Below are 24,536 nucleotides of genomic sequence, written 5' to 3' on the forward strand. Positions count from 1 at the left end.
TGCAATAGATTGAAAGATGCGGAATTGTACAAAAAAATGCTTGATAATTCAATGTTTGTACCAAACACAAGGCCGTCTGAAAAGTTTCAGACGGCCTTCGATTATGAATCGATGATTAAATATCCATCGGTTTCCATTCCGCGCCTTTTACCGGCGGCAGCCATGATTGCGTACCGCTGGAGGCAAATCCCCACAAGGTGTCGGGGAGGCCGTAATGGTCGGCGCGCGTCGGGTCGAGTTGCGTTTCGATTTCATCTTCGCGGCCTTCACGGATTTGCGTGGCGATGTGCGGATTGATCATCACGGTTTTGCCCAAGGCGATAAATTCTGCCCAACCGGTTTCATAGGCGGCCAAAATTTGGTCGGCGGTAAACAGGTTGCCCACGCCGATAAGCGGCAGTTTGCCGTTGATGCGTTCGTGGATAAACTGCATGCGGGTTTGCGCGGTATCGCCGCCGCGACGGATCTTTTTATCAAATTCCCACAGGGAAACGTGCAGATATTGCAGCGGTTTTTGTACCAATGCGTCAATCAGTGCGCCGGTTTCGGTCATGGTTAAGCCGTCATCTCCCGGCTCTTCAGGGGAGAAGCGGTAGCCGATAATGAAGTCGTCGCGCTGGTGTTTTTCGCGGACGGCAACCACGGCATCGACAACGGCCAGCGGGAAGCGCATTCTGTTTTCCAAGCTGCCGCCCCATTGGTCGTTGCGGCGGTTGCTTTGGGCAGAGTAAAACTGTTGGATTAAATAGCCGTTTGCGCCGTGGATTTCCACGCCGTCAAAACCGGCACGAAGCGCCAAATCGGCGGCTTGCGCATAAGAGGCGATGAGTGCTTCGACTTCTTCTGCGGTCGCTTCGCGTGCGTGTTCGGCTTCGCTGGCGGAAGCGCTGATTTTGTCGAGACCGTCCAAAAGGTCATCAATGGCTTTGGAACCGCCGTGATGGATTTGCAAAATCGCTTTTGCGCCTTGTTGTTGCAGGATTTGTGCGGTTTCTTTCAGGCTGTCGAGGCAGTGTTCGCCTGTGGCTTCAGGTTGGCCGTGAAAGGCTTTGCCGTCTTTTTGAACCAAAGTGGCGGCCGTGATAAACAGGCCCATATCGCCTGCGCGGTTGCTGAGGAAGGTGCGCTCTTGGTCGCTGATTAAACCGTCGGCTTGTGAGCCGAAATGGGTCATGGGGGCGACGGCAAGGCGGTTTTTGATGGTTACGCCGTTATTGAGGGTGTATGTTTGAAAGAGTGGGGCGTATTTTGGATTCATGAGATTTTGCTTTTGATAAGTGAATGGTTGGCAGAGGATTGGGCCATTCGGGAATTTATCAAGTACACAGGCCGTCTGAAAGGTTTCAGACGGCCTGTTTATTCTTTAAGCCTTAGGATTAAAGATTAGGATTGACAATGATTTTTACTGCGGATTCGTTGTTGTGGATCAAGCGTTCGAAGCCTTCGGAAATCAATTCGTCCAGTTTGATGCGTTGGGTGATGAAAGGCTCAAGGTTGATTTTGCCTTCTTCAACCAATTTGATGGTTTCGGCGTGGTCGTTGCAGTAGGCGATGGTGCCGCGCACGTCCAGCTCTTTCATCACGACGCTGTGGACGTTGATGGTGGCGGGGTGGCTCCAAATGGATACGATGACGACTTTCGCAGTCGGACGGCAGGCTTCGACCATGGTGTCCAGCACTTTGTTGACGCTGGTGCATTCGAATGCGACGTCTACGCCTTCGCCGTTGGTCAGTTTTTTCACTTCTTCAACGACATCGACTTCGGACGGGTCGAGGATGTAGTCGGCCACACCGGCTTCGCGTGCTTTGTCTTTACGCGCTTTGCTCAATTCGGTGATGATGACTTTGATGCCTTTGGCTTTCAGTACGGCAGCCAACAGCAAACCGATTGGGCCTGCACCGCCGACCAATGCGACGTCGCCTTCTTTCGCGCCACTGCGTACATAAGCATGGTGGCCGACAGACAGAGGCTCAATCAAAGCAGCTTGGTCCAATGGGATTTTGTCGGAAATAGGGTGTACCCAACGGCGTTTGACGGCAATTTTTTCAGACAAGCCGCCACCGCAGCCGCCCAAGCCGATGAAGTTCATGTCTTTGGAGAGGTGGTAGTTGCTGCCTTCGCCGGTCGGTACGTCGTCGCGGATGATGTAGGGCTCAACGACAACGTGTTGGCCGACTTTGATGTCGTCCACGCCTTCGCCTACGGCATAAACCACGCCGGAGAACTCGTGACCCATGGTGACTGGCGCTGACTCGCCGGAGATTGGGTGTGGATGGCCGCAAGGCGGAATGAAAATCGGGCCTTCCATGAATTCGTGCAGGTCGGTACCACAGATACCGCACCAAGCAACATTGATGCCGACAGTACCCGGAGCGACGGTTGGCTCGGGAATGTCTTCGATGCGGATGTCACCTTTGTTGTAAAAACGTGCTGCTTTCATTGTAACGCTCCTTTTTTAAAGTGGAGGCCGTCTGAAAAAGACGGTCAATTAGGGAAAGGGAAGCAGTGTGGCGTGTGAAGTATTTTTATTGGTATGTTTTATATTTGTTATTTTACTACTGATAATATGGAAATGGTTTGTCTTTGCTCAAATTAAAGTTTGTAAATGAAAAAAAAGGCCGTCTGAAATAGATAATCTGTTTTCAGACGGCCTGGGGTCAATAGTTTGAATGCATTATGGTGTAGGATTGTTACTTTTGCCTCGCTTCAAATGTTTTTGGTAGGCGACGACGTAATCGGCCTTGCTCAAGCCCGCCAATACGCGGATGTGGGCGGCGGCGGATTTGGACATGGATTCCAAGGTATAGCCGCCCTCCAGTACGGAAACGACACGTCCCTGACAGCTTGCCGTTGCTTGGACGATTTTGTGCGTCAGCCAGGCAAAGTCGGCTTCATGCAGGTTCAGACGGCCTGTTTCGTCTTGTTTGTGCCCGTCAAAACCTGCCGAAAGCAACACCAACTCGGGGCGGAAGGCCGTGAGCTTGGGCAGCCATTGTTCGCGGATGGTCGTGCGGAAGATACGGCTGCCTGTGCCCGGTTTGAGGGGCGTATGCAGCATATTCTTATTGCCGGCGTATTGTTCTGCCTGAGGGAAGGGGAAGATGTCGGTTTCAAACAGGTTGAAAAACATCACGCGCGGATCGTCTTGGAGAATCTCCGCCGTACCGTCGCCGAAGTGAACGTCGAAATCGATGACGGCGATGCGTTGCAAGCGGTATTGGGCAATGGCATGCATCACGCCGGCGGCAACGTTGTTGATCAGGCAAAAGCCGCCGGCGCTGTTGCTGTGGGCATGGTGGCCTGGCGGGCGGATGGCGCAAAAAGCATGCCAGGCCTTTTTGTTCATCACCATATCGACTGCCTTGACGACGGCACCGGCCGCAAAACGGGCGGCTTGAAGGGAGTCGTGGCAGATGACGGTATCGTCGTCGATACGGTGGATTTTACCGGGGAGCGGCTGGGCGGCTTCCAACTCGTGTAGATAGTTGCGCGAGTGGACCAATGCCAGTTGCGCATCTTTGATTTCCGGTGCTTCGGCGGTTTGCAGGCGACGCCAAATGCCTTCTTGTTTTAAGGCGGTTTGAATGGCGCTGATGCGTTCGGGCCTGTCGGGATGGTTGGGCCCCGGCTGGTGCTGTAGGAATATCGGATGCGAAATCCATACGGTGCGGGCGTTTTTGCCAAACAAACGGCGCAGGCGGGTGCTGATGCGCCAAAGGATTTTTTTGAACATGGAACAGTATGTGTCGGACAAGTCGTAAAGACTGCTAAATATGGTTAATAAATACGGAAATACTTGGAAATTTTTCAGACGGCCTTTAGAATAGCTCAATTTTGCAGTCCAACCAATGTGTTTGATTGCAGTGTGCAGTTTTTTACTTAATCTAAAACTTGAAAGAACGGATATATTATGAATCAAGCAGTGGCTCAATTTGCCCCTTTAGTGCTGATCATGGTGGTGTTTTACTTCCTGATTATGCGTCCTCAACAAAAGAAATTCAAAGCGCACCAAGCGATGTTGGCCGCTTTGAAAGTCGGCGATAAAGTCGTTTTGGCGGCAGGTTTCAAAGGCCGCGTGACCAAAGTCGGCGAGCAATTCTACACTGTCGACATCGGCCAAGGTGCGAAAATCGAAGTGGAAGTTGAGCGCAACGCGATTGCCGCGAAAGCCGAATAATCCGTTTTTTTGCAAAAAGCCGCCTCATTTTCCGAGCGCGGCTGTTTGCCTTTATAAATAAAGCAAAGGTTTACCATGAACCGTTATCCTTTATGGAAATACCTGCTGATTGCGTTCACGATTGTGGTTGCGGCTGTTTACTCGCTGCCCAACCTTTTCGGTGAAACGCCTGCCGTACAGGTATCGACCAACCGACAAGCCATCGTGATCAACGATCAAACCCAGTCTAAAGTGGATGCCGCGCTGAAACAGGCGGGTATTCAGACTGATGGTATGTTCATCGTCGACAACTCGCTGAAAGTGCGTTTCAAAGATACCGAAACGCAATTGAAAGCGCGCGACGTCATCGAAAATACTTTGGGCGAAGGTTATATTACCGCGCTCAACCTGTTGGCAGACAGCCCTGAGTGGATGGCGAAAATTAAAGCCAATCCGATGTTCTTGGGTCTGGACTTGCGCGGCGGCGTGCATTTCACCATGCAGGTGGACATGAAAGCCGCGATGCAGAAAACGTTTGAACGTTATTCCGGCGACATCCGCCGCGAATTGCGCCGCGAAAAAATCCGTACCGGCACGGTGCATCAGACTGAAAACGGTCTGACCGTGCCTTTGCAAGATGCTGCCGATGTACAAAAAGCCTTGCCTCAGTTGCAAAAATTGTTCCCTGAAGCCACGCTGCTGCCGGACGGCAACAATATCGTGCTGACTTTGTCTGAAGAGGCAATCAATAAAGTACGTTCTGATGCGGTTAAACAAAACATCAATACGTTGCACAACCGTGTGAACGAATTGGGCGTAGCCGAACCGGTTATCCAACAATCCGGCCTTGACCGCATTGTCGTACAGCTGCCGGGCGTGCAAGATACTGCCAAAGCCAAAGACATTATCGGCCGTACCGCGACTTTGGAAGTGCGCATGGTGGAAGACGATCCGATCAAACTGCAAGAAGCTTTGAACGGCAATGTGCCGACCGGTTACGAATTGCTGTCAAGTGGTGGCGATCATCCGGAAACTATTTTGGTCAACAAACAAGTTGAACTGACCGGCGACAACATCAACGACGCGCAACCTAGCTTTGACCAAATGGGCGCGCCTGCCGTGAGCCTGAGCCTGGATAGTGCGGGCGGCAGCATTTTTGGCGAATTGACTTCGGCCAATGTGGGTAAACGTATGGCTATGGTGTTGATCGACCAAGGTAAATCCGAAGTCGTTACCGCACCTGTCATCCGTGCCGCCATTACCGGCGGCCGCGTGGAGATTTCCGGCAGCATGACGACAGCCGAAGCCAACGATACTTCATTGTTGCTGCGTGCCGGTTCGCTGGCCGCACCGATGCAGATTGTTGAAGAACGTACCATCGGCCCGTCTTTGGGTAAAGAAAACATTGAAAAAGGTTTCCACTCTACCTTGTGGGGCTTTGCCGCTGTTGCTGCATTCATGGTGATTTACTACCGCTTGATGGGTTTCTTCTCTACCATTGCCTTGAGTACCAATATCTTGTTTTTGGTGGGTATTTTGTCTGCCATGCAGGCAACGCTGACCTTGCCGGGTATTGCCGCCTTGGCCTTGACCTTGGGTATGGCGATTGACTCCAACGTGTTGATTAATGAACGTATCCGTGAGGAATTGCGTGCCGGTGTCGCACCGCAGCAGGCCATCAACCTCGGTTTCCAACACGCTTGGGCAACCATTGTCGACTCCAACTTGACCTCTCTGATTGCCGGTATCGCTTTGTTGGTATTCGGTTCCGGCCCGGTACGCGGTTTTGCGGTTGTACACTGTATCGGTATTCTGACTTCGATGTATTCATCCGTGGTCGTGTTCCGTGCTTTGGTCAACTTGTGGTACGGCCGCCGTCGCAAATTGCAAAATATTTCCATCGGTTCGGTATGGAAGCCGAAAGCTGAAATGGCAGAAGGCAAGGAGTAAAACATGGAATTATTTAAAATCAAACGCGATATTCCGTTTATGAGCTACGGCAAACTGACGACTTTTATTTCGTTGGTTACGTTTATCGCCGCCGTGTTCTTTTTGGTAACCAAAGGCCTGAATTTCTCCGTCGAATTTACCGGCGGTACGGTGATGGAAGTCCAATATCAGCAGGGCGTTGATGTGAATAAAACACGCGAACGCCTCGATACGCTGAAAATGGGTGATGTACAGGTTCAGGCCTTGGGTACGAACAAGCACATCATGATCCGCCTGCCGAACAAAGAAGGCGTAACCTCCGCCCAATTGTCCAACCAAGTGATGGATTTGCTGAAAAAAGACAATCCTGACGTTACCTTGCGCCAAGTCGAATTCATCGGCCCTCAAGTCGGCGAAGAATTGGTCACCAATGGTTTGATGGCATTAGGCTTCGTGGTGGCAGGTATTATTATTTACTTGTCCATGCGTTTTGAGTGGCGTTTTGCAGTGTCCGCGATTATTGCGAATATGCACGATATCGTGATTATTCTCGGCTGTTTCGCCTTCTTCCAATGGGAATTCTCATTGACTGTCTTGGCAGGTATTTTGGCAGTTTTGGGTTATTCCGTGAACGAATCTGTGGTTGTGTTTGACCGTATTCGTGAAAACTTCCGTAAGCCGCATATGCGCGGCCACACTGTGCCGGAAGTCATCGACAACGCGATTACCGCGACCATGAGCCGTACTATCATTACCCACGGCTCGACCGAGGCAATGGTTGTTTCTATGCTGGTGTTCGGCGGAGCGGCCTTGCACGGCTTCTCTATGGCGCTGACCATCGGTATCGTGTTCGGTATTTACTCTTCCGTATTGGTTGCCAGCCCGCTCTTGCTGATGTTTGGCTTGAGCCGTGAGAACATTGCCAAAGAAGTGAAGAAAAAAGAAGAAGTGGTAGTTTAATCGTTGCAATACTTCGATAAAGGCCGTCTGAAAATTGATTGAATCAGTTTTCAGACGGCCTTTTGTATTTAAATTTCAGAATATTTTATTTTGATGAAATCAGAGGGGATAAATGTGAAAGAAAAAGAAAAAATAGGAATAATATAATTTTGTGATGAATCAAGTTTATTGTCTGATATGCCCTTAATTGCTTGTCAGTCCCAATATTTTAAAACATAATACTTTTGCCCCCGATGCTGGAGTTTTACTACAAGTACATGATTTAAAAAAATCTGTCGGGTGTGCAGACCCTGCCAATCAACCTCAAATAAGGAAGGTTAAGAATGAAAGTAACCAGTTTCGGCGAAGTGCTGTGGGACGATTTTCCAAACGGAAAAGTATTGGGTGGCGCGCCTTTGAATGTTGCTGTCCGTTTGCAGTCTTTGGGTATCGATGCTGCCATCATCAGCCGTCGCGGCGATGATGCCGATGGCGAGGAATTGCTGCGCCAGGTCCAAAGCAAAAACGTCAATACTGATTATTTGCAGGTTTGCCAAGAATGCGCGACCAGTTTGGTAAAAGTACACTTGGACAAGTCTGGCAGTGCGTCTTATGAGATTGTTTATCCTTGCGCGTGGGACAGGATTTCGAATGATAATGCGGCAATCAAACGAGTGGCGGAATCCGATGCTTTTGTTTTTGGCAGCTTGGCAACCCGTGACGAGATTTCGCGTAAAAGCCTGGATGTTTTATTGAAAGAAGCCAAGTTTAAAATTTTTGACGTTAATCTGCGCAAGCCGCATTACGATATTGACCGCTTGTTGGAGACCATGAAACAGTCCGATATGGTCAAACTCAATGATGATGAGCTGTATGAGTTGGCTGCGGCTTACGGCTCTCCTTATCACAGTATCGAACAAAATATCAGCTATCTTGTTAAGCTGACCGGTGTCAAAATCTTGTGTGTGACTTTGGGCAGCCATGGCGCGGTTTTGTATAAGGACGGCGAGATGTACCGTCATTGCGGTTTCCGAGTTAAAGTGGTGGATACTGTCGGCTCGGGCGACAGCTTTCTTGGTGGTTTGACTTACAAGCTGCTCAATAATGCGCCTCCTCAAGAAGCCATTACTTTTGCTTGTGCGTTGGGCGCGTTGGTTGCTTCGCGTCATGGTGCAACGGCGGATATTTCTTTGGAAGAAGTTGAAGCGTTTATGAATCCTGCTTGATATTTTGACAAGAGACGTAAAAAGGCCGTCTGAAAACCATTAAATCAGGTTTTCAGACGGCCTGAGTATTTTCAGGCTTTACCAATAAGTGGTAAAGCATTCCAGGTTGGTATTTTTCGGGCCGCCGCCTTCTTCGGTCGGCGAGCCAATCATCATCAGGCCGATGATTTTGTCTTTGTCGGTACACTCAAATGCTTCGCGCAACAATGGGCTGTTGACCCACATGCCCGTAATCCAAACATTGTCGAAGCCTTGAGCAGAAGCAGCCAGTTGTAAAGCATAGGCGGCACAGCCGGCAGTCAGCATTTGTTCCCATTCAGGTTTGGGTTTTGCCACTTCACGGTTCGGCGCAAATGTAACGCCGATAATCATAGGCGCCATGTTGCCGACACGTTCGGCCTTTTTCATGGCATCATCACCGAAGTTGAGTTCGGTAACGGTCTTGCTCAACAGCTCGCGGAAACGTTGCAAGCCGGTCTCGCTTTGAATAACGGTAAAGCGGTAGGGGCGCATATTGCCGTGATCGGGCACTTGTGTTGCCGCTTGCAGCATTTGTTCCAGTTGCTTGGCATTGGGTGCCGGAGCAGCCAGTTTTTTGGAAGAGCGACGTGTGGTCAGGAGATTTAAGGCATCCATGTTTTATTCTTTCTTGTGAACTTGAATGAGAATAATTATATAGCGGAAAGATAAATAAATCAGCAAAAGACTGAGGCCGTCTGAATTCAGGTTTCAGACGGCCTTTGGGTTTTACAGGATACCGTTGTTTTGCGTATTTTCAGTAATCAGTGCTTTGCTGATTTCGTCGGCGGTGTAACTCTTACCGCTTTCAAATACAAAGCTGTCGATATTATTGTTGGCAATATCATGGATGGTCAGGGTGTCGCCTGTATCTTTGATGGTTAAGACCCAATCATCGCCGGTTTTCAACTGTAAATCTTTCAGCGTCAGCCCTTCTTTGAAAAGGACTTGGGTATCGCTGCCACCATACGGATTAAAGGTGTCGTTGCCGCTGTTTCTGCCAAACATGATGATGGTGTTGTCGGCACCCGGATCGGTAATGGTGTCGTTGCCGCCGGCTGTATCGACGATGTTGATGCCGCGGCCCAAAGTAATGGTTTCATCACTGCGGTTGCCCCTGTATTCGACAACAGAAGTGTAACGCGACAAATCTAAATCGCTGTTGTCGCTATCGGCATGGATGGTGTGGTTGAAGTTGTTGTACACATCCCGGTTGAGTTCTTCAACGGGTTGGCCGGTGTATTGGACGATGTTTTTGTTGCCGATCATGTGCGGGATAGACAGTTTGAAGTGGTTGATCAGTTCGCCCGTGCTGTATGAGGCATTGCCGTCAAACTGAAACTCGGAAATCGCCCCATAAATACCGCTTTGATTTTTGATAGTCAAAACATCGTCTGTGCCTTTGATGTGGATATGCCAAGTGTCGCCATCCAGCAGGGGGGGAGATACAAATTGGTTGCTGTCGGGCAGGTCGGCAATATCGGTTTTGTCGTAACCTTTTTTAACGGTAATTTCAAGGTCGTCAAGGGTAATGCCGCCGCTAAATTTCACGGTGTTGGCGTTGAGCGTGTGCAGGCCGGCCTCGTTGTCGAAACCGAAGTTGTAGTCGAAAATGGTGTCGTGTCCGTAACCTTTTCCGAAAACATAGGTGTCGTTGTGTTCGCCGCCTTCCAGATAATCATTGCCTGCGCCGCCGTCGAGTAAGTCTGCGCCTACATGAGCATAGAGTTTGTCGTTACCGTTGCCGCCGTAGAGTTTATCGTCGGAAGCGGGTTCGTTGCCGTAATAGGTTTCGCTGTGTTCGCGCAAGATGTCATCGCCATCGTGGCCATAGAGGATGTCGCGGCCGTCATTGCCGCCGTCGATTTCATTGTTGCCTGCATCGCCATGCAAGGTATCGTCGCCGTTTGTACCGACAAATTTGATGGTTTCGGCTTTCAGGGCTTGGAAGGCTTGTTGGAACTGCGCGGCAGTGTAGGTTTGGTCGTTAAACTGGAAACGGTCGATGGAAACGCTGCCATCTGCGCCGATTTGGTTTTGAATCAGGGCTGAACCTTGCTCAGAAGTAATTTCCCAGCTTTGGCTGCCGTCGTCGTTATGAATGGTCTTCAGGTTGAGCTTGGCATTGTTCAGGCCGTCTGAAAACTTGAGGGTATTGATGCCTTGGTTGTCTATAATGGTATCGTTGTCGCCGTAGATATAGGTATCGTTTCCGGCGCCGCCTTTTAGAATGTCTTTGCCGTTGCCGCCCACCAAAACATCGTCTCCAGCATCGCCATTGATGGCATCGTTGCCATCGCCGCCATCCAGATAATCGTTGCCGTCGCCGCCGTTGAGGTTGTCGTTGCCACCCATGCCGTAAATGGTATCATCACCGCGTCCGCTATTGAGACGGTTGCGGCCTTCGTTGCCGGTCAGGATGTTATTGCTGTTGTTGCCGGCGGCAAAAATATTGGCTGTGCCGGTCAAGGTAACATTTTCGACGTGGGTGGCGGCAGTATATGAAATGCTGCTGAATACGGTGTCTTCGCCGCCGCCAGCTTGTTCAATCACTACGTCTTTTGCGTTATCAACATAGTAAGTGTCATTGCCGTCTCCGCCTTCCATAATGTCGGCACCGGCTTTGCCGTCGATAATATCATCGCCGGATGTGCCGATCAGGTGGTCATTACCATCGCTGCCATCGATGGTCCGGCCGCTTTCGGTATGCTCAGTCAGGGAAATATTGAAATATTTGGCAAAGCTGTTTACATCCAGTTTTTGTGTGCCGATGATGAATTGGGAGACTGCCGGCGTTGTGCCGTTTTGCGTGTATTGGTTTTTGATGGTTAAAACGGCATTGCTGTTTTTCACAGCAATCAGCCAGTCTTGACCGCCGGTTTCGTTGTTTCGGACTTCGACGGTTAAATCGTTAAGGCTCAGGTCGGTATGGAAGCGGATGCTGTTGTGGCCTTGGTCGTCGATGATGGTGTCTTGTTCGCTTTTGGCAGAGAAAAGGTAGGTGTCGTCGCCTTCGCCACCTTCAAGCATATCGTTGCCTGCTTCGCCGTTGAGGGTGTCATTGCCTGTTTCGCCGAAAAGACGGTCGTTGCCTTCGCCGCCGTTGATGAAATCGTTGCCGCCGCCGCCGTGAACGATGTCGTCGCCGCGGCCGCTGTTGAGTCGGTTGCGGCCTTCATTGCCGATGAGGATGTTGTTGCTGTTGTTGCCTGCGCCGAAGATGTTGGCCGTACCGGTCAAAACAAGGTTTTCAACGTAGTTGGGGAGGGTATAGCTGACGCTGCTGTAAACCGTATCATCGCCGCCGTTTGGGTCTTCAATGATTGTATCGTCGCTGCGGGTGACATAATAAACGTCATCCCCGGGCGTGCCTGTGGTTGTTTGGGCAAGGGGGGGAGGTTGTAATTGCTCTGCATGTCGTAATTCAAATTGCGCATTGCGGATGCGGGTTGCTTTTTCGGTTGTCATGATATTTTCTTTAGATATTGATGAGAGTAACAAGGAAGTAAACGTATCCGGCATATGGCCGGTATTGCTTAATTTGTATTGTGTTTAGGCTATATATACTAGTGCCGAAATTTGATAAAAACAACAAAAACATTAAGATATGACAATAATTAGAGAGCCTTGTCGGGCCGTGTTTGCCGTCCCTTCTTTTACTAAATGGTTTTGCCTTGTTTGATTGTTTTGTGCCTTCTATACCACACATTGATTTTTATAGTTTCAAACTATGAAGAGTGTAAAAAGGCCGTCTGAAAAAAAGAAGCAGGTTTCGCATTGCAAAACCTGCTTCTGATTTTTCAGACGGCCTGTCTGATTACAGCGTACGGGCAACTTCGACGATGTCGAAACATTCGAGTTGGTCGCCTTCCATAATCTCGTTGTAGCCTTTGATCATCAGACCACATTCGAAGCCCATGCGGACTTCTTTGACGTCGTCTTTGTAGCGTTTCAAAGAAGACAGTTCGCCGGTATGGATGACCACGTTGTTGCGGATGAGGCGGACATGGGAATCGCGTTTGACCACGCCGTCGGTAACCATACAGCCTGCAATATTGCCAACTTTGGAAACGGAGATAACCTGACGGATTTCGACCGTACCGGTGACTTGTTCTTTCTCTTCCGGAGAGAGCATGCCGCTCATGGCGGCTTTCACATCGTCGATGGCATCGTAAATGATGTTGTAGTAACGGATTTCCACATTTTCATTTTCGGCCAGTTTGCGTGCGGAAGCATCTGCACGGACGTTAAAGCCGATGATGAACGCGCCGGAAGCGATGGCCAAGTTGACATCCGATTCGGTAATGCCGCCCACGCCGCTGTGCAACACGTTCACTTTCACTTCGTCGGTGGACAGTTTTTTCAGGCTGCCCGCCAAAGCTTCGTAAGAACCTTGTACGTCTGCTTTGATGATGACAGACAAGGATTGGGCTTGGTTTTCGCCCATGTTGTTGAACATGTTTTCCAGTTTTGCGGCCTGTTGTTTGGCCAAGCGCACGTCGCGGTATTTGCCTTGACGGAAGAGGGCGATTTCGCGCGCTTTTTTCTCGTCGGCCAACACCATTGCATCTTCGCCTGCGTTCGGTACGTCGGACAAGCCGAGGATTTCGACAGGGATAGACGGTCCGGCTTCATTGATGGCTTTGCCGTTTTCGTCAACCATTGCACGAATTTTACCGAATGCAGTACCGGCCAGCAGCATATCGCCTTTTTTCAGCGTACCGCTTTGCACCAAGAGGGTAGCAACCGCGCCGCGGCCTTTGTCCAAACGTGCCTCAACGATGATACCTTTGGCTGGTGCATCGACAGGGGCGGTCAGTTCCAAAACTTCGGCTTCGAGCAAGACGGCTTCGAGCAAGGCGTCGATATTGATGCCTTTTTTGGCGGAAACGTCGATAAATTGTACATCGCCGCCCCATTCGTCCGGCACGACTTCGTGCGCGGTCAGCTCTTGGCGGATACGCTCGGGATTGGCGGCTTCTTTATCGATTTTGTTGACGGCAACCACCATCGGCACGCCTGCGGCTTTAGCATGGGCAATCGCCTCGATGGTTTGCGGCATCACGCCATCGTCGGCTGCAACCACGAGAATCACGATGTCGGTTGCTTTCGCACCGCGCGCACGCATGGCGGTAAACGCTTCGTGACCCGGAGTATCCAAGAAGGTAATCACGCCGCGCGGGGTTTCAACGTGGTATGCACCGATGTGTTGGGTAATGCCGCCTGCTTCGCCTTGTACCACTTTGGCGCGGCGGATGTAGTCCAGCAGGGAGGTTTTACCGTGGTCGACGTGACCCATGACGGTAACCACCGGAGGACGCGGCAATGCTTCGGCTTCCACGGCTTCCACGCCTTCATCCAAGAATGCCTCTGGATCGTCGGCAGCAGCAGGTTTGCCGATGTGGCCGAGTTCTTCCACCACAATCAGGGCAGTGTCTTGGTCGATGGATTGGTTGATGGTGACCATCATGCCCATTTTCATCAGGGCTTTGACCACTTCGACGCCTTTAACGGCCATTTTGTGCGCCAAATCGGCAACGGTAATGGTTTCGGGAACCAAAACTTCGTGTACGACAGGTTCGGTCGGTGCTTGGAAGGCGTGTTGGTTCGGCTCGAGTTTGAGTTTCTTGCCTTTTTTGCCGCTGCGTACGCGCTCGTCGTCGCCGTTGCGTGCATTGTTGCGGTCACGGCCGCCTTTGCCGCCTTTGCCTTTGGCGTTGCGGCCTTGGTTCTCTTCGTCACGATCGCGGCGGTCGTCTTTTTTATTGCGCGCGTTGTGTTCGGATTTGCCTTCGCCGGCTGAGGATTTGGTTTTCTCGGCAGATTTGTTGCGTTCGCCTGATTTGGATTTGGCTTCTTTGGCAGATTTTGCTTCTTGCTCGGCCTGTTGTTTCATGGCTTCGCGGCGTGCTTGACGCTCTTGTTTTTCTTTCAACAAGGCTTCTTGATGCGCACGCAGGGCAGCGGCACGACGGGCTTCTTCATCGCGTTGAGCCTGTTCTTCCTCGCTGACGACAGGTTGAGGTACGGCAGGCGCGGCAGGTTTGGCTGCCTTTTTCGCTTCTTTGCCTTTACCGCCTTTGTCTTGTTTGGCTTTAGCAGGTTTTTTGGCTTCGGCCGGTTTTTCAGCTTCAACGGATTTTTCAGACGGCTTGGTGTCTGCTTTGGCTTCTACTTTAGCTTCTACGGCTTCAACCGGTTTAGCTTCTTCTTTTTTGGCTTCGGCAGGCTTGCTTTCTGCTTTTGGTGCGGCTTTGGCTGCTTTCAGTCTGGCTGCTTCGGCCTCTGCTTTGGCGCGGGCTTCGGCTTTTGCGGCTGCTTCTGCTTCAGCTTTGGCTTTTTCTTCGGCAGCTTTGGCTTTTTCTTCGGCAGCTTTGGCTTTTTCTTCGGCAGCTTTGGCGGCTGCTTTTTCTGCTTCGGCTTTTTGGTTTTCAGCCGCTACTTTGGCTTTGGCCTCCGCGGCCAATTCTTCGGAAGAAGGAATGGTAACGGCACGGCTGCGGCGGCGTGTTTCCACTTTTACGCCGTCAACGGTGCTGACTTCGGTTTTTTTGCGGCGGATGCTGATGGTGCCGCTGTTGCTGCCATTTTTCTTTTGCAGGTAAGCGGTCAGCAGTTGTTTGTCGTCAGTGGTCAGGCTGTCATTACCGCTGTTTTTGTTGACGCCGGCTTCTTTCAATTGTTTAAGCAAATCATCGACGGGGCGGTTTAGTTCGGCGGCAAATTGTGCTACGGTTGTATTACTCATTCAGTACCCCCTTAGTTGTTTTCTTCAGTAAACCAGTGTTCGCGTGCAGCCAAAATCACTTTTTTGGCTTCTTCTTCGTCAACACCGGTAATTTCGACCAATTCGTCAACAGACAATTCGGCCAGATCGTCGCGTTGGGTCACGCCTGCTTCGGCAAGCTTGCGCAACATATCGGAATCTACGCCGTCCAGATTGCGCATGTCTTCAGACACTTCGCCCAGTTTTTCTTCTGCCGCGATGGTCATGGTCAGGATGGCGTCGCGTGCGCGGTTGCGCAGGGTTTCAACGATTTCTTCGTCAAAGCCTTCGATGGCGAGCAATTCTGCCGCCGGAACGTAAGCCACTTCTTCCAATGTGGCAAAACCTTCTTCAACCAAAATATCGGCGGTTTCATCGTCGATGTTCAAGTGGGTAGTGAAGAGGTTGCGGATAACGGCGTCTTCGGCGGCATTGCGCTCGTCGGCTTCTTCAACGGTCATGATGTTCAGCTGCCAGCCGGTCAGGATGGAAGCCAGGCGGACGTTTTGACCGCCGCGGCCGATGGCCAGCGCCAGTTGGTTTTCATCAACAATCACGTCAACGGCGTGTTTGTCTTCGTCAATCACGATGCGGCTCACTTCGGCAGGAGACAGCGCGTTCATCACGAATTGGGCAGGCTCGGGAGACCACAAAACGATGTCGATGCGTTCGCCGGACAATTCGTTGCTCACGGCGTTGACACGGGAACCGCGCACGCCGATACAAGTACCCTGTGGATCGATGCGTTGGTCGTTGGCTTTAACGGCAACTTTGGCGCGTTGGCCTGGATCGCGTGCTACTTCGCGGATTTCCAACAGGCCGTCTGCAATTTCAGGCACTTCGTTGGCGTAGAGTTTGGCCAAGAAGTCGCCGCTGGTACGGCTCAAAATAACTTGTTTGCGGCCGGTATTGCCGATTTCGTCCACACGCAGGAAGAGGGCGCGGATGCGGTCGCCGCTGCGGAAGTTTTCGCGCGGAATCATTTCTTCGCGTGGAATCAGTGCATCAAGTTTGCCCGCGACGACTTCAACGATGATGCCGTGGCGCTCAACGCGTTTTACGGTGCCGGAAACGATGTCTTCTTTAGAAGCAAGGAACTCGTTCAGGTTTTGCTCGCGCTCCGCATCACGGATGCGTTGCAGGATGATTTGTTTGGCGGTTTGCGCTGCTTGGCGGCCGAAGCCTTCGTTTGGCAGCTGCTCTTCGTAGTATTCGCCGATTTGGATGGTGGTGCCGGGGATTTCTTCTTGGATTTCCTCGATGGTTTTTTCTACGTCGGGGTAGGTGTAGTCTTCATCGGCAACAATCAGCCAGCGGCGGAAGGTTTGGTATTCGCCGGTATCGCGGTCGATTTCGACGCGCACGTCCATGTGCTCGCGGTCGGCTTTTTTCTTGGCGGCAGTAGAGAGGGCGAATTCAAGGGCTTTGAATACGACTTCCGTTTCAACGTTTTTTTCACTTGCCAGCGCTTCGGCCAGCTGTAACATTTCGCGACTCATTTTCTAGAATCTCCAAGTAATCGGTTTTTAAAATTTAAATTCGGGGCGCAAACGGGCTTTGTCGATGTTGCTCAATTCGATTTGGGCGGTTTTGCCGTCGAAAGAGACGGTAACAATGTCGTTTTCGCAAGATTCGATGCGGCCGATGAAGTTTTTCTGACCATCAATCGGCAGGCGTGTTTTGATTTTGGCGTTCTGGCCGGCAAAGCGCACGAAGTCGGCGGCTTTTTTCAACGGTCGGTCAAGGCCCGGGCTGGAGATTTCCAAGCGTTTGTAGTCGATGTCTTCAACCATGAACACGCGGCTCAGATGGTTGCTGACAGTGGCGCAGTCTTCGACGGTGATGCCGCCTTCTTTATCGATGAAAATGCGCAAATCGCCTTGCGCGGTCAGTTCGAAATCGACCAGCTCGTAGCCCAAGCCGGGCAGGGTTTTATCAAGAATGCTTTGAATATCCATGCTTCTCCAGAAGTACATAAACAAAAAAATGGCCGCGCGGCCATTTTTCGTGTGATTTGAAAAATTGGCCTATTATAACTGTTTTCCAGATAAAAGAAAAGCGTTGATTTGGCGTGGATTTTTTGAAGTAATTGCTTAAATGGAAGGGGTGGGGATGAGGCCGTCTGAAAAGGGAATTGTTGACAAGTTTTGATGTGGCTTTTCTGGAATTTTTTTGGAAAACAAATAATTGGTGGTGCTTTGTTTTCAGACGGCCTTGGATTTCCTGATTTTTCGTGCTTGCACAATGTGCAAGGCGGTTCTACAATTTCTTCATACCCTCCGAAGAAGAAAGATGGCCGCTATGTCCGCACACCCGATTTATAATTTTTCCGCAGGTCCTGCCGTATTGCCGGAAGCCGTATTGCGTACCGCGCAACAGGAAATGCTCGACTACAACGGTACGGGTTTCCCCGTGATGGCGATGAGCCACCGTTCGGATATGTTTTTGAGCATTCTTCATCATGCCGAACAAGACTTGCGCCAGCTTTTGAATATTCCGTCCAACTATAAAATCCTGTTTTTACAGGGCGGTGCGACCACGCAATTCAATATGGTGGCCATGAATTTGGCGCACGGTTTTGCGACTGCCGACGCGGTGGTAACGGGCAACTGGAGCCGTATTGCCTATGAACAGATGAGCCGTTTGAGCAATGCCGAAATCCGTTTGGCCGCGCATGGCGGCGAGCAATATGCCTATAAAAACCTGCCTGCGGTGGAGGATTGGGATGTCAACCCGAATTCCGCGTTTGTTCATTTTGCGATTAATGAAACCGTAAACGGCTTGCAGTATCAAAACGTCCCCAAACTTTCAGACGGCCTGCCGCCGCTGGTGTGCGATATGTCGAGCGAGATTTTGTCGCGTGAGTTTGATGTATCCGATTACGGCCTGATTTATGCCGGCGCACAAAAAAATATCGGCCCCGCCGGTGCGACCGTGGTCATTATCCGCGAGGATTTGCTGGAGCGTTGTCCGAACGATATTCCCGATGTGTTCAACTACCGTTCGCACATCAACCGCGACGGTATGTACAACACGCCTTCCACCTATGCGATTTATATGTCGGGCTTGGTGTTCCGCTGGCTGCAAACGCAGGGCGGTGTGAAAAAAATTGAAGCGGTCAATCGAATGAAGGCACAAACCTTGTATGAGGCGATAGACGGCAGCGGCGGTTTTTACATCAACGATATTCATCCTGATGCGCGTTCCAAAATGAACGTGGTCTTCAAAACCGCAAGTGAGGATTTGGATCGCCGCTTTGTGTTGGAAGCTGAGTTGCAGGGCCTGTGCCTGCTCAAGGGCTACAAAACCGTCGGCGGTATGCGCGCCAGCATTTATAATGCGATGCCGCTTGAAGGTGTGAACGCGTTGGCCGACTTTATGAAAGATTTCCAACGACGTTACGGTTAAGACTTAAGATAAAAAGGCCGTCTGAAACTGGGTTTCAGACGGCCTTTTGATTTGAACAAGCCTTATTCGGTCACTTCTTCAGTAATGCTGTCGCGGTAGATGGTGCTGTCGTAAGTCGGCACGGGAGGCGGCAGCAGGTTGTTGAGCGTCAGCGCGGACGGATTCAGCGTCGGGTAGCCGCTGAAGGTGACGGAATAACCGCCGTTGCCGGTACTGCGGACTTTGGCATGCGCGCCCAACGGGAAAGTGGTTTTGTTGGTGATGTGGCCGAATGGGAAACCGGTCAACACAGGAATCTTGGCGGTGCGCGAAATGTGGTTGACGACGGCGGAGAAGTCGTAGCTGGAATCGTACGCATCGCGGATGGTGCCCATGCGGAAATCGCCGAAGATGATGGCGCGTTGTTTTTGCAAAACACCTGACAGATAAAGCGTATTGAGCATACGCTCGATGCGGTAAGGCTGTTCGCTGACGTCTTCGATAAAGAGGATACCGCCTTGAATGTCGGGCATGTAAGGCGTACCGGCGAGGGAAGCGAGTACGCTCAGGTTGCCGCCCCATAATGTGCCTTCGACGTTGACATCGGCGCGTTGGATGGTTGGGACATCAACGATGTTGACGTTGTTGGTTGTGCCGCGGATGAAGGAATCCATGGTAAAGACGCTGGGGTCAGCTTTGCCGAATTCGCTGTACACCATCGGGCCGGCAAAGCTCATCATATTGCCTTTGGCCAACAGAGCGAGTTGGACGGCGCAAACGTCGCTGAAGCCGAAGAACAATGTGCCGCGTTCGCGCATTCTGGCACCGAGTGAGGCGAAGTCGATTTGTGGCAGGATGCGTGCCGCGCCATAGCCGCCGCGCAAGCCCATGAGGACTTTGGGTGTTTCAACACGGCCGCCGGCAACGTCTTGGAAGTCGGCGGCGCGTTGGGCGTCGCTGCCGGCAAAGCGTTGGTAGCGGCGGCTGCCTGCCTGTTGGTTGGTTACGGTAAAGCCTGCATTGTAGAGGCGGGTCAGGCCGGTAGTCACGCGGTTGGGGTCTTCGGCGAAGCCTGACGGCGCAACAACGCGCAGGAGGTTGTCGCCGGAACGTGGCGGATGGGGTTGCTTAGGTTGCACGGTTTGGGCTTTCGCGGTGGTAGAAGTGGTTTTGGTTTGTGGCGTGGTAGTCGTGCCTGTGCCGCAGGCTTGCAGCAACCCTGCGCCTGCCGCGGCAGAGCAGGTACGCAGGAAATGGCGGCGCGTGGTGGAGTTCATTGAGGTTTTCCTTTCGTTATATGTTCAGACGGCCTGAATTGGGCGTGTCGGACCTTATAGGCCGTCTGAAAGTTTAAGCGATTAAGTTTTTGATTTGTTGCGGCCAATTTTCGGGCAAGGCCATACCGTGTTCGCGAGCGGGTGCGGCCCAAATCGGCGCGGGGAAGTTGGCGTCGTTTTCAAAGCGGGCGATGACGTGCCAATGCAGATGGGGCACAACATTGCCGAGGCTGGCCAGATTGATTTTGGCCGGGCGGAAGACTTGGCGCATTGCGGCTTCAACCTGATACACCATTTCCATGATTTCGTTGCGTTCGGCAGGGGAAAGGTCGGTCATCTCGGAAACATGGTTATTCCAAATGACGCGGCAGAATGCCGGTGCGCCGGCTTCGTTGTGGACGGCGATCACGCGCAGGTTTGGCGTTTGCAGCAAAATATCTTCGTTGTCGGCAGTGCAGATGGGGCAGGTCATGGGTTTTTCTTTCTCAGTCTGAATAGGAATCGGGTGATTGCCATCAGGATTTTTAGAATGAGGTAAATAGCAGTCAGCGTGATGAATGCGAAAAGCCACGGTTCAGGTATAAACCACCAAAATAAATAGGTGGGCGTGATTAAGTCGGCACATTCTTCGGCGGTCTTAACGTAGTCACACAAATTAATGCAATGACGGCAATACCAAACAAAGGCTTGAGATGTTTGAGTGCAGTCATGGATGAAGTGTCATACAAATTTTGCCGCCCCTTGATTGGCAAGCTCGTCAGCTTTTTCGTTTTCAGGGTGTCCAGCATGGCCTTTTACCCACGTCCAGCGGACATCGTGTTGTTGAACCAAACTATCCAGCTCTTTCCATAAATCGTCGTTTTTAACCGGTTTTTTGGCGGCGGTTTTCCAGCCGTTTTTTTTCCAACCGTATATCCAGCTTTCCATGCCGTTTTTGACGTATTGCGAGTCGGTGCAGATGACGACTTGGCAGCGGCGTTTTAAGGATTTCAGGCCTTCGATGACGGCGGTCAGCTCCATGCGGTTGTTGGTGGTTTCGGCTTCGCCGCCGAACAGTTCTTTTTCGTGTGTGCCGTAGCGCATAAATACCCCCCAGCCGCCTGCGCCGGGGTTGCCTTTGCATGCGCCGTCTGTGTAGAGGTAAACGGGTTTATCCATGGTCATGTCTTTGTCGAATAAGGCGGTATCATAACATAAGGCCGTCTGAAATATCGGCAAATACGGTTTGCGCGTGTAAAATACCCTGCACTTTATCATTCGTTAAGTTGTGCTGGATTGGCGTTAGTTAGGGCTAGAGGGATGTTGAAATCCAAGACTAAAAATGCGGTTAATTAATCAGAAGATATAGCTAAATATAGGAGGAAATCGAAATAAAGGATTGAATGAAAGGATTTCTAATCGCCAAAAAGATCATTACATCAACGAGCAAGAAAATAAAAATGTTTATAAGGTAACAGAGCCAATTGATTTTAAGTAGAAAAATATGAGAATTATATTTGAGTATTATTTTAATGAGGTAAAAAAAGAATTTATTCCAACATGTGACTCAGAGTTTAAGGGGGATTATATACCGTTAATATCTTATTTGAATGATGACTTAGGAGATAAAATTGAATATAAAGAATTTCTTAAGGATATTTTGAATATTTTGATAAATAATAGAGAAGAGGATATATCTTCTAATTCTTGGGGAGTGGATGTAGTAGGAGATAATGTTTATATATTCTTTTTATACGATTCAGATAATAAGCAATATCAAATTAAACTACCTAAAATAGAATTTATCTTTATTATTAGACGATGGATTGATTTTTTAAATAAATCGATTAAGGACCCAAACTACCAAGAAGTTATCGACTCAGAGGATGCTTATAAATGACAGTCATGATCGGTGGCCATGCCGCCTTAGGCAATATACGTGTTGATCGGATATTATATACTTATCCAAATGGCGTATATCTTGCACAAATTTCCGCTTTTGATAGTGAAACTAATCAATATATGACTAAAACTAACAATAATGGGGAGACCTTGATGTTTCCTCAAACGTGGACGGCAGATCGTATCAAAGTGGAAATTAATTCTGCTTATATGAATCAAGTAGATGATTTAGATTCTATTCGTAAAGCTGAAGGTATGTGGGTTGGCATTTCAAATTCAGGCGTACGTGTAGAAGGTTATACCTATCCTGTCGTCACGGCTTTCCCAAGTGCTGAGCAGGAGTAAAGATGAAACTTATTTTTACGTATATTCAACATAAAGGGCAAATTATTCCGGCTTGCTATTTGGAAGAAAATCACCAATTAAATCCATTAACCGGCTATTTGAATGATCCAATGGGTGGTCCAAATTATTTCTCTTTTTTGGATCATTCATTGTCAATCTTAACAGATGAGACGATTCAAGAAGCGGATATTTCTTCCAATTCTTGGAGTGTTGAGGTGATGAACAATCAAGTGAATTTTTATTTTCTCTTTGCTCAAGAAGAGGAGTCACTTTATCTCACTTTGCCTCGTGGAATTATGGTTGATGTGTTAAGGTTATGGCTGATTTTCCGAAGCCAAGAACCTGAAGAAGGCTTAATACAGCGCTTAGAGTTCTAGATTGGAAGGACGGTCAATTATCAAAGAGTTTTAAAATATCTCAAAATTGCCTGCACTTTATTGCCATTCAAAAAGCCTTGGCAGAAGCTGTGTTGAAACCGTCAAAATAGAAAGGAAATATGATGAGCGAACAGCAAGAATTGTTTTGTTACAAACAGATGCCTGTGTGGACGGCGGACGAGATTCCCGAAGCCTTGTTGTCCAAACACAATACCGCCGCCGGTACTTGGGGCTGCCTCAATGTCCTCCAAGGCCGTCTGAACTTCAATGAATTGGACGAAGCGGGCAATATTACGGCTACGCACGAGCTGACGCCTGAAAGCGATGATTGGATTATCCATCCGCAAGCATGGCACTTTATCGCGCCGCAAACGCAAGACACGGAAATCCAACTGTCGTTTTACTGCGAGGCGGCGGACTATTTCAATAAGAAATACGGCATGAGCGCGACACATTCGGCCGTCCGTGCCGCCGAAGACATCGTGCCTGTCGGCAAGGTTTTGGATATGGGCTGCGGTCAGGGCCGCAATGCGCTGTATCTGGGTTTGAAAGGTTTTGACGTTACCGCTGTCGATAATAATCCCCATGCGGTTCAAAACGTGGAAGAGCTGGCGCGTATTGAAGAGTTGAATGTCCGTGCGTTTGAATACGACCTCAACGCTGCCAATATTCAGGAAAACTTTGATTATATGGTGGCGACCGTGGTGTTTATGTTCCTGATGCCGCGTTACGTTCCTGACGTGATTGCCAATATGAAGGAACACACCAACCCCGGTGGCTACAATCTGATCGTGTCTGCGATGGATACGGAAGATTTCCCTTGCCCGATGCCGTTCCCGTTCAAGTTTGGCGAGGGCGAGCTGCGCGAATACTATAAGGATTGGGAATTGGTGGAATACAAGGAAGAGCTGGGCTCGATGCACGCGAAAGACGAATTCGGCAATCCGATTCAGTTTAAATTCGTCACCATGCTGGCGAAGAAACCGCAATAAAGGTTTTGCCGTCAAAAGGCCGTCTGAATTCAGTTTTCAGACGGTCTTTGCCGTAATCAATCCACAATCCTTTTACCCAAAATCACCACGTCTGCCAACATGGTTTCCAAATCGCAGACTTGCGGCAGCCGCCCCCATTCTTCAAATCCGAAACGGTGAAACAGGTTCAGGCTCGGATAGTTGTGGCCGAACACAAGCGCGATGACGTTGCGGATGCCTAAGGACAGCGCGCGTTCGAGCATGTGCCGCAACAGGATTTTGCCCACGCCTGCGCCGCGCATATCGTGGCGGACATAAACGCTGACTTCTGCGCTGATATGGTAGGCGTAGCGCGGATGGTAGTCGCTGAAACTGCCCCAGGCCAATACGGTGCCGTCGGTATCGTAAAGGGCGTAGATCGGGCGTTTGTCCGTGTGTGCGGCAAACCACATTTCGCGTTCGGCAACCGTGGTCGGCGACAAATCGGCCGTGGATTGGCGCGTGGCCACGGTGCTGTTGTAAATATCGACGATGGCGGGCAAGTCTTGGCGCAGGGCAGGGCGGATGGTGTATTGCATTTCAGACGGCCTTTTATTGAATCAGTTTGGAGATGGTCTTAAAGGCCGGATGTTTGGCATCGCCGAGCAGTTGGAACAAAATACTTTCGACATTGGAAACGGTAATGCCTTGACGGCTCATTTGCGCCAAACCATTGTCACGGTTGGCCGTTGTGCGCGAGGCGGTGCATTCAAAAGGCAGGGATACGGCGTAACCTTGCGCCTTCAAATCCAAGGCCGTCTGAAGCATACAGATATGCGCTTCTGCGCCCACTAAAATAACGTGTTTAATGTCGTTTTTGCGTAAGATTTCCTGAATTTCGGGTAAAAACGCCGAAAATCGGGTTTTCTCGACAACCGGCGTGCCTTCGGGCAACAGCAACGATACGGCGGACACGGTGTTGCCCAAACCTTTCGGATATTGTTCGGTTACGGCAAAGGGGATGTCCAAAGCCGTCAAGCCCTGAATCAGCAGGCGGCAGCGTTCCAACATTTCGTCCGCGCCGGAAAGGGCGGGCAGCAGGCGTTCTTGAATATCGACAATCAGACAAAGCGTATTTTTGGGGTTCATGGCTTTTCCTTTCAGACGGCCTTTACAGCAAAATCGTTGAATCAGAATGCAATCATATAACAAGCCGCTGGAAAAGTATTGCAGCTTGCCCTGTTTTAAAGCCTGAAATTCTTTTAAAATACCGCCTGATTTGAA

Annotated in this window: 22 protein-coding genes; 9 read left to right on the forward strand and 13 right to left on the reverse strand. The window is 50.2% G+C overall.

The window, feature by feature from the left end:
* Positions 1-115: 115 nt before the first annotated feature.
* From FOC66_RS00715 to FOC66_RS00725, 3 genes are all read right to left on the reverse strand, one after another.
* A complete protein-coding gene (locus tag FOC66_RS00715) occupies positions 116-1,258 on the reverse strand; it encodes an NADH-dependent flavin oxidoreductase (protein WP_003745664.1) in 1,143 nt (380 codons plus the stop codon).
* Between the two features lie 118 nt (positions 1,259-1,376).
* The gene (locus FOC66_RS00720) at positions 1,377-2,441 is read right to left on the reverse strand and encodes a 2,3-butanediol dehydrogenase (RefSeq protein ID WP_003745670.1); all 1,065 of its coding nucleotides are present in this window, start codon (positions 2,439-2,441) and stop codon (positions 1,377-1,379) included.
* A gap of 234 nt (positions 2,442-2,675) precedes the next feature.
* Entirely contained in the window at positions 2,676-3,734 is a 1,059-nt protein-coding gene (locus tag FOC66_RS00725; protein ID WP_003745671.1) for a histone deacetylase family protein, read from the reverse strand.
* A gap of 177 nt (positions 3,735-3,911) precedes the next feature.
* Between FOC66_RS00725 and yajC the strand changes: the two genes are divergently transcribed.
* From yajC to FOC66_RS00745, 4 genes are all read left to right on the forward strand, one after another.
* Entirely contained in the window at positions 3,912-4,178 is a 267-nt protein-coding gene (yajC, locus tag FOC66_RS00730) for a preprotein translocase subunit YajC (RefSeq protein WP_003675720.1), read from the forward strand.
* A gap of 75 nt (positions 4,179-4,253) precedes the next feature.
* Positions 4,254-6,107, forward strand: coding sequence for a protein translocase subunit SecD (gene secD, locus FOC66_RS00735; protein ID WP_003745673.1), 1,854 nt, complete (start codon positions 4,254-4,256; stop codon positions 6,105-6,107).
* A gap of 3 nt (positions 6,108-6,110) precedes the next feature.
* A complete protein-coding gene (secF, locus tag FOC66_RS00740) occupies positions 6,111-7,046 on the forward strand; it encodes a protein translocase subunit SecF (protein WP_003686183.1) in 936 nt (311 codons plus the stop codon).
* A 323-nt stretch (positions 7,047-7,369) separates the two neighbouring features.
* Positions 7,370-8,251, forward strand: coding sequence for a carbohydrate kinase family protein (locus tag FOC66_RS00745; protein WP_003745675.1), 882 nt, complete (start codon positions 7,370-7,372; stop codon positions 8,249-8,251).
* Positions 8,252-8,329: 78 nt separating this feature from the next.
* Here the strand turns inward: FOC66_RS00745 and FOC66_RS00750 are convergent, their stop codons facing one another.
* From FOC66_RS00750 to rimP, 5 genes are all read right to left on the reverse strand, one after another.
* A complete protein-coding gene (locus tag FOC66_RS00750; protein ID WP_003745677.1) occupies positions 8,330-8,887 on the reverse strand; it encodes a nitroreductase family protein in 558 nt (185 codons plus the stop codon).
* Between the two features lie 111 nt (positions 8,888-8,998).
* A complete protein-coding gene (locus FOC66_RS00755) occupies positions 8,999-11,737 on the reverse strand; it encodes a calcium-binding protein (RefSeq protein ID WP_003745679.1) in 2,739 nt (912 codons plus the stop codon).
* A gap of 349 nt (positions 11,738-12,086) precedes the next feature.
* The gene (gene infB, locus FOC66_RS00760) at positions 12,087-15,017 is read right to left on the reverse strand and encodes a translation initiation factor IF-2 (protein ID WP_003745681.1); all 2,931 of its coding nucleotides are present in this window, start codon (positions 15,015-15,017) and stop codon (positions 12,087-12,089) included.
* A gap of 11 nt (positions 15,018-15,028) precedes the next feature.
* On the reverse strand, positions 15,029-16,534 hold the full coding sequence (gene nusA / locus FOC66_RS00765; protein ID WP_036493524.1) for a transcription termination factor NusA: 1,506 nt from the start codon (positions 16,532-16,534) through the stop codon (positions 15,029-15,031).
* Positions 16,535-16,561: 27 nt separating this feature from the next.
* Positions 16,562-16,993: a ribosome maturation factor RimP gene (gene rimP, locus FOC66_RS00770; RefSeq protein ID WP_003745685.1), complete on the reverse strand. Its 432-nt coding sequence runs from the start codon at positions 16,991-16,993 to the stop codon at positions 16,562-16,564.
* A 343-nt stretch (positions 16,994-17,336) separates the two neighbouring features.
* Between rimP and serC the strand changes: the two genes are divergently transcribed.
* Entirely contained in the window at positions 17,337-18,443 is a 1,107-nt protein-coding gene (gene serC, locus FOC66_RS00775; RefSeq protein WP_036493527.1) for a phosphoserine transaminase, read from the forward strand.
* A 62-nt stretch (positions 18,444-18,505) separates the two neighbouring features.
* Here the strand turns inward: serC and FOC66_RS00780 are convergent, their stop codons facing one another.
* From FOC66_RS00780 to rnhA, 3 genes are all read right to left on the reverse strand, one after another.
* Positions 18,506-19,699 carry an LD-carboxypeptidase gene (locus FOC66_RS00780; RefSeq protein ID WP_003745688.1) on the reverse strand — a complete coding sequence of 398 codons (1,194 nt, stop codon included), beginning with the start codon at positions 19,697-19,699 and terminating at the stop codon, positions 18,506-18,508.
* 73 nt (positions 19,700-19,772) lie between these two features.
* Positions 19,773-20,171, reverse strand: coding sequence for an HIT family protein (locus FOC66_RS00785; protein WP_003745690.1), 399 nt, complete (start codon positions 20,169-20,171; stop codon positions 19,773-19,775).
* Positions 20,172-20,419: 248 nt separating this feature from the next.
* Positions 20,420-20,857 (reverse strand): ribonuclease HI, encoded by a 438-nt coding sequence (rnhA, locus tag FOC66_RS00790; RefSeq protein WP_036493767.1) that lies wholly within the window; start codon positions 20,855-20,857, stop codon positions 20,420-20,422.
* Between the two features lie 325 nt (positions 20,858-21,182).
* Between rnhA and FOC66_RS00795 the strand changes: the two genes are divergently transcribed.
* The 4 genes from FOC66_RS00795 to tehB all read left to right on the forward strand — a co-directional run bounded on the left by FOC66_RS00795 (position 21,183) and on the right by tehB (position 23,294).
* Positions 21,183-21,578, forward strand: a complete 396-nt coding sequence (locus FOC66_RS00795; RefSeq protein ID WP_003745696.1) for a DUF5376 family protein — start codon at positions 21,183-21,185, stop codon at positions 21,576-21,578.
* On the forward strand, positions 21,575-21,925 hold the full coding sequence (locus FOC66_RS00800) for an EndoU domain-containing protein (RefSeq protein ID WP_003745697.1): 351 nt from the start codon (positions 21,575-21,577) through the stop codon (positions 21,923-21,925). Before FOC66_RS00795 ends, FOC66_RS00800 begins: the two co-directional genes overlap by 4 nt.
* Before the next feature lie 2 nt (positions 21,926-21,927).
* Positions 21,928-22,302, forward strand: coding sequence for a DUF5376 family protein (locus FOC66_RS00805; protein ID WP_003745698.1), 375 nt, complete (start codon positions 21,928-21,930; stop codon positions 22,300-22,302).
* 122 nt (positions 22,303-22,424) lie between these two features.
* Complete coding sequence (gene tehB, locus FOC66_RS00810; RefSeq protein ID WP_003745701.1) at positions 22,425-23,294, forward strand: SAM-dependent methyltransferase TehB; 870 nt, start codon at positions 22,425-22,427, stop codon at positions 23,292-23,294.
* A gap of 56 nt (positions 23,295-23,350) precedes the next feature.
* On the opposite strand, the gene FOC66_RS00815 is transcribed toward tehB, so the two are convergent.
* Together FOC66_RS00815 and FOC66_RS00820 are read right to left on the reverse strand one after the other, a co-directional pair.
* Positions 23,351-23,851 carry a GNAT family N-acetyltransferase gene (locus FOC66_RS00815; protein WP_003745702.1) on the reverse strand — a complete coding sequence of 167 codons (501 nt, stop codon included), beginning with the start codon at positions 23,849-23,851 and terminating at the stop codon, positions 23,351-23,353.
* 13 nt (positions 23,852-23,864) lie between these two features.
* Complete coding sequence (locus tag FOC66_RS00820; RefSeq protein WP_003745704.1) at positions 23,865-24,401, reverse strand: isochorismatase family protein; 537 nt, start codon at positions 24,399-24,401, stop codon at positions 23,865-23,867.
* Between the last annotated feature and the right edge of the window lie 135 nt (positions 24,402-24,536).

It is taken from the genome of Neisseria mucosa (assembly GCF_013267835.1).
In the GTDB taxonomy this organism is placed as follows: Bacteria; Pseudomonadota; Gammaproteobacteria; order Burkholderiales; family Neisseriaceae; genus Neisseria.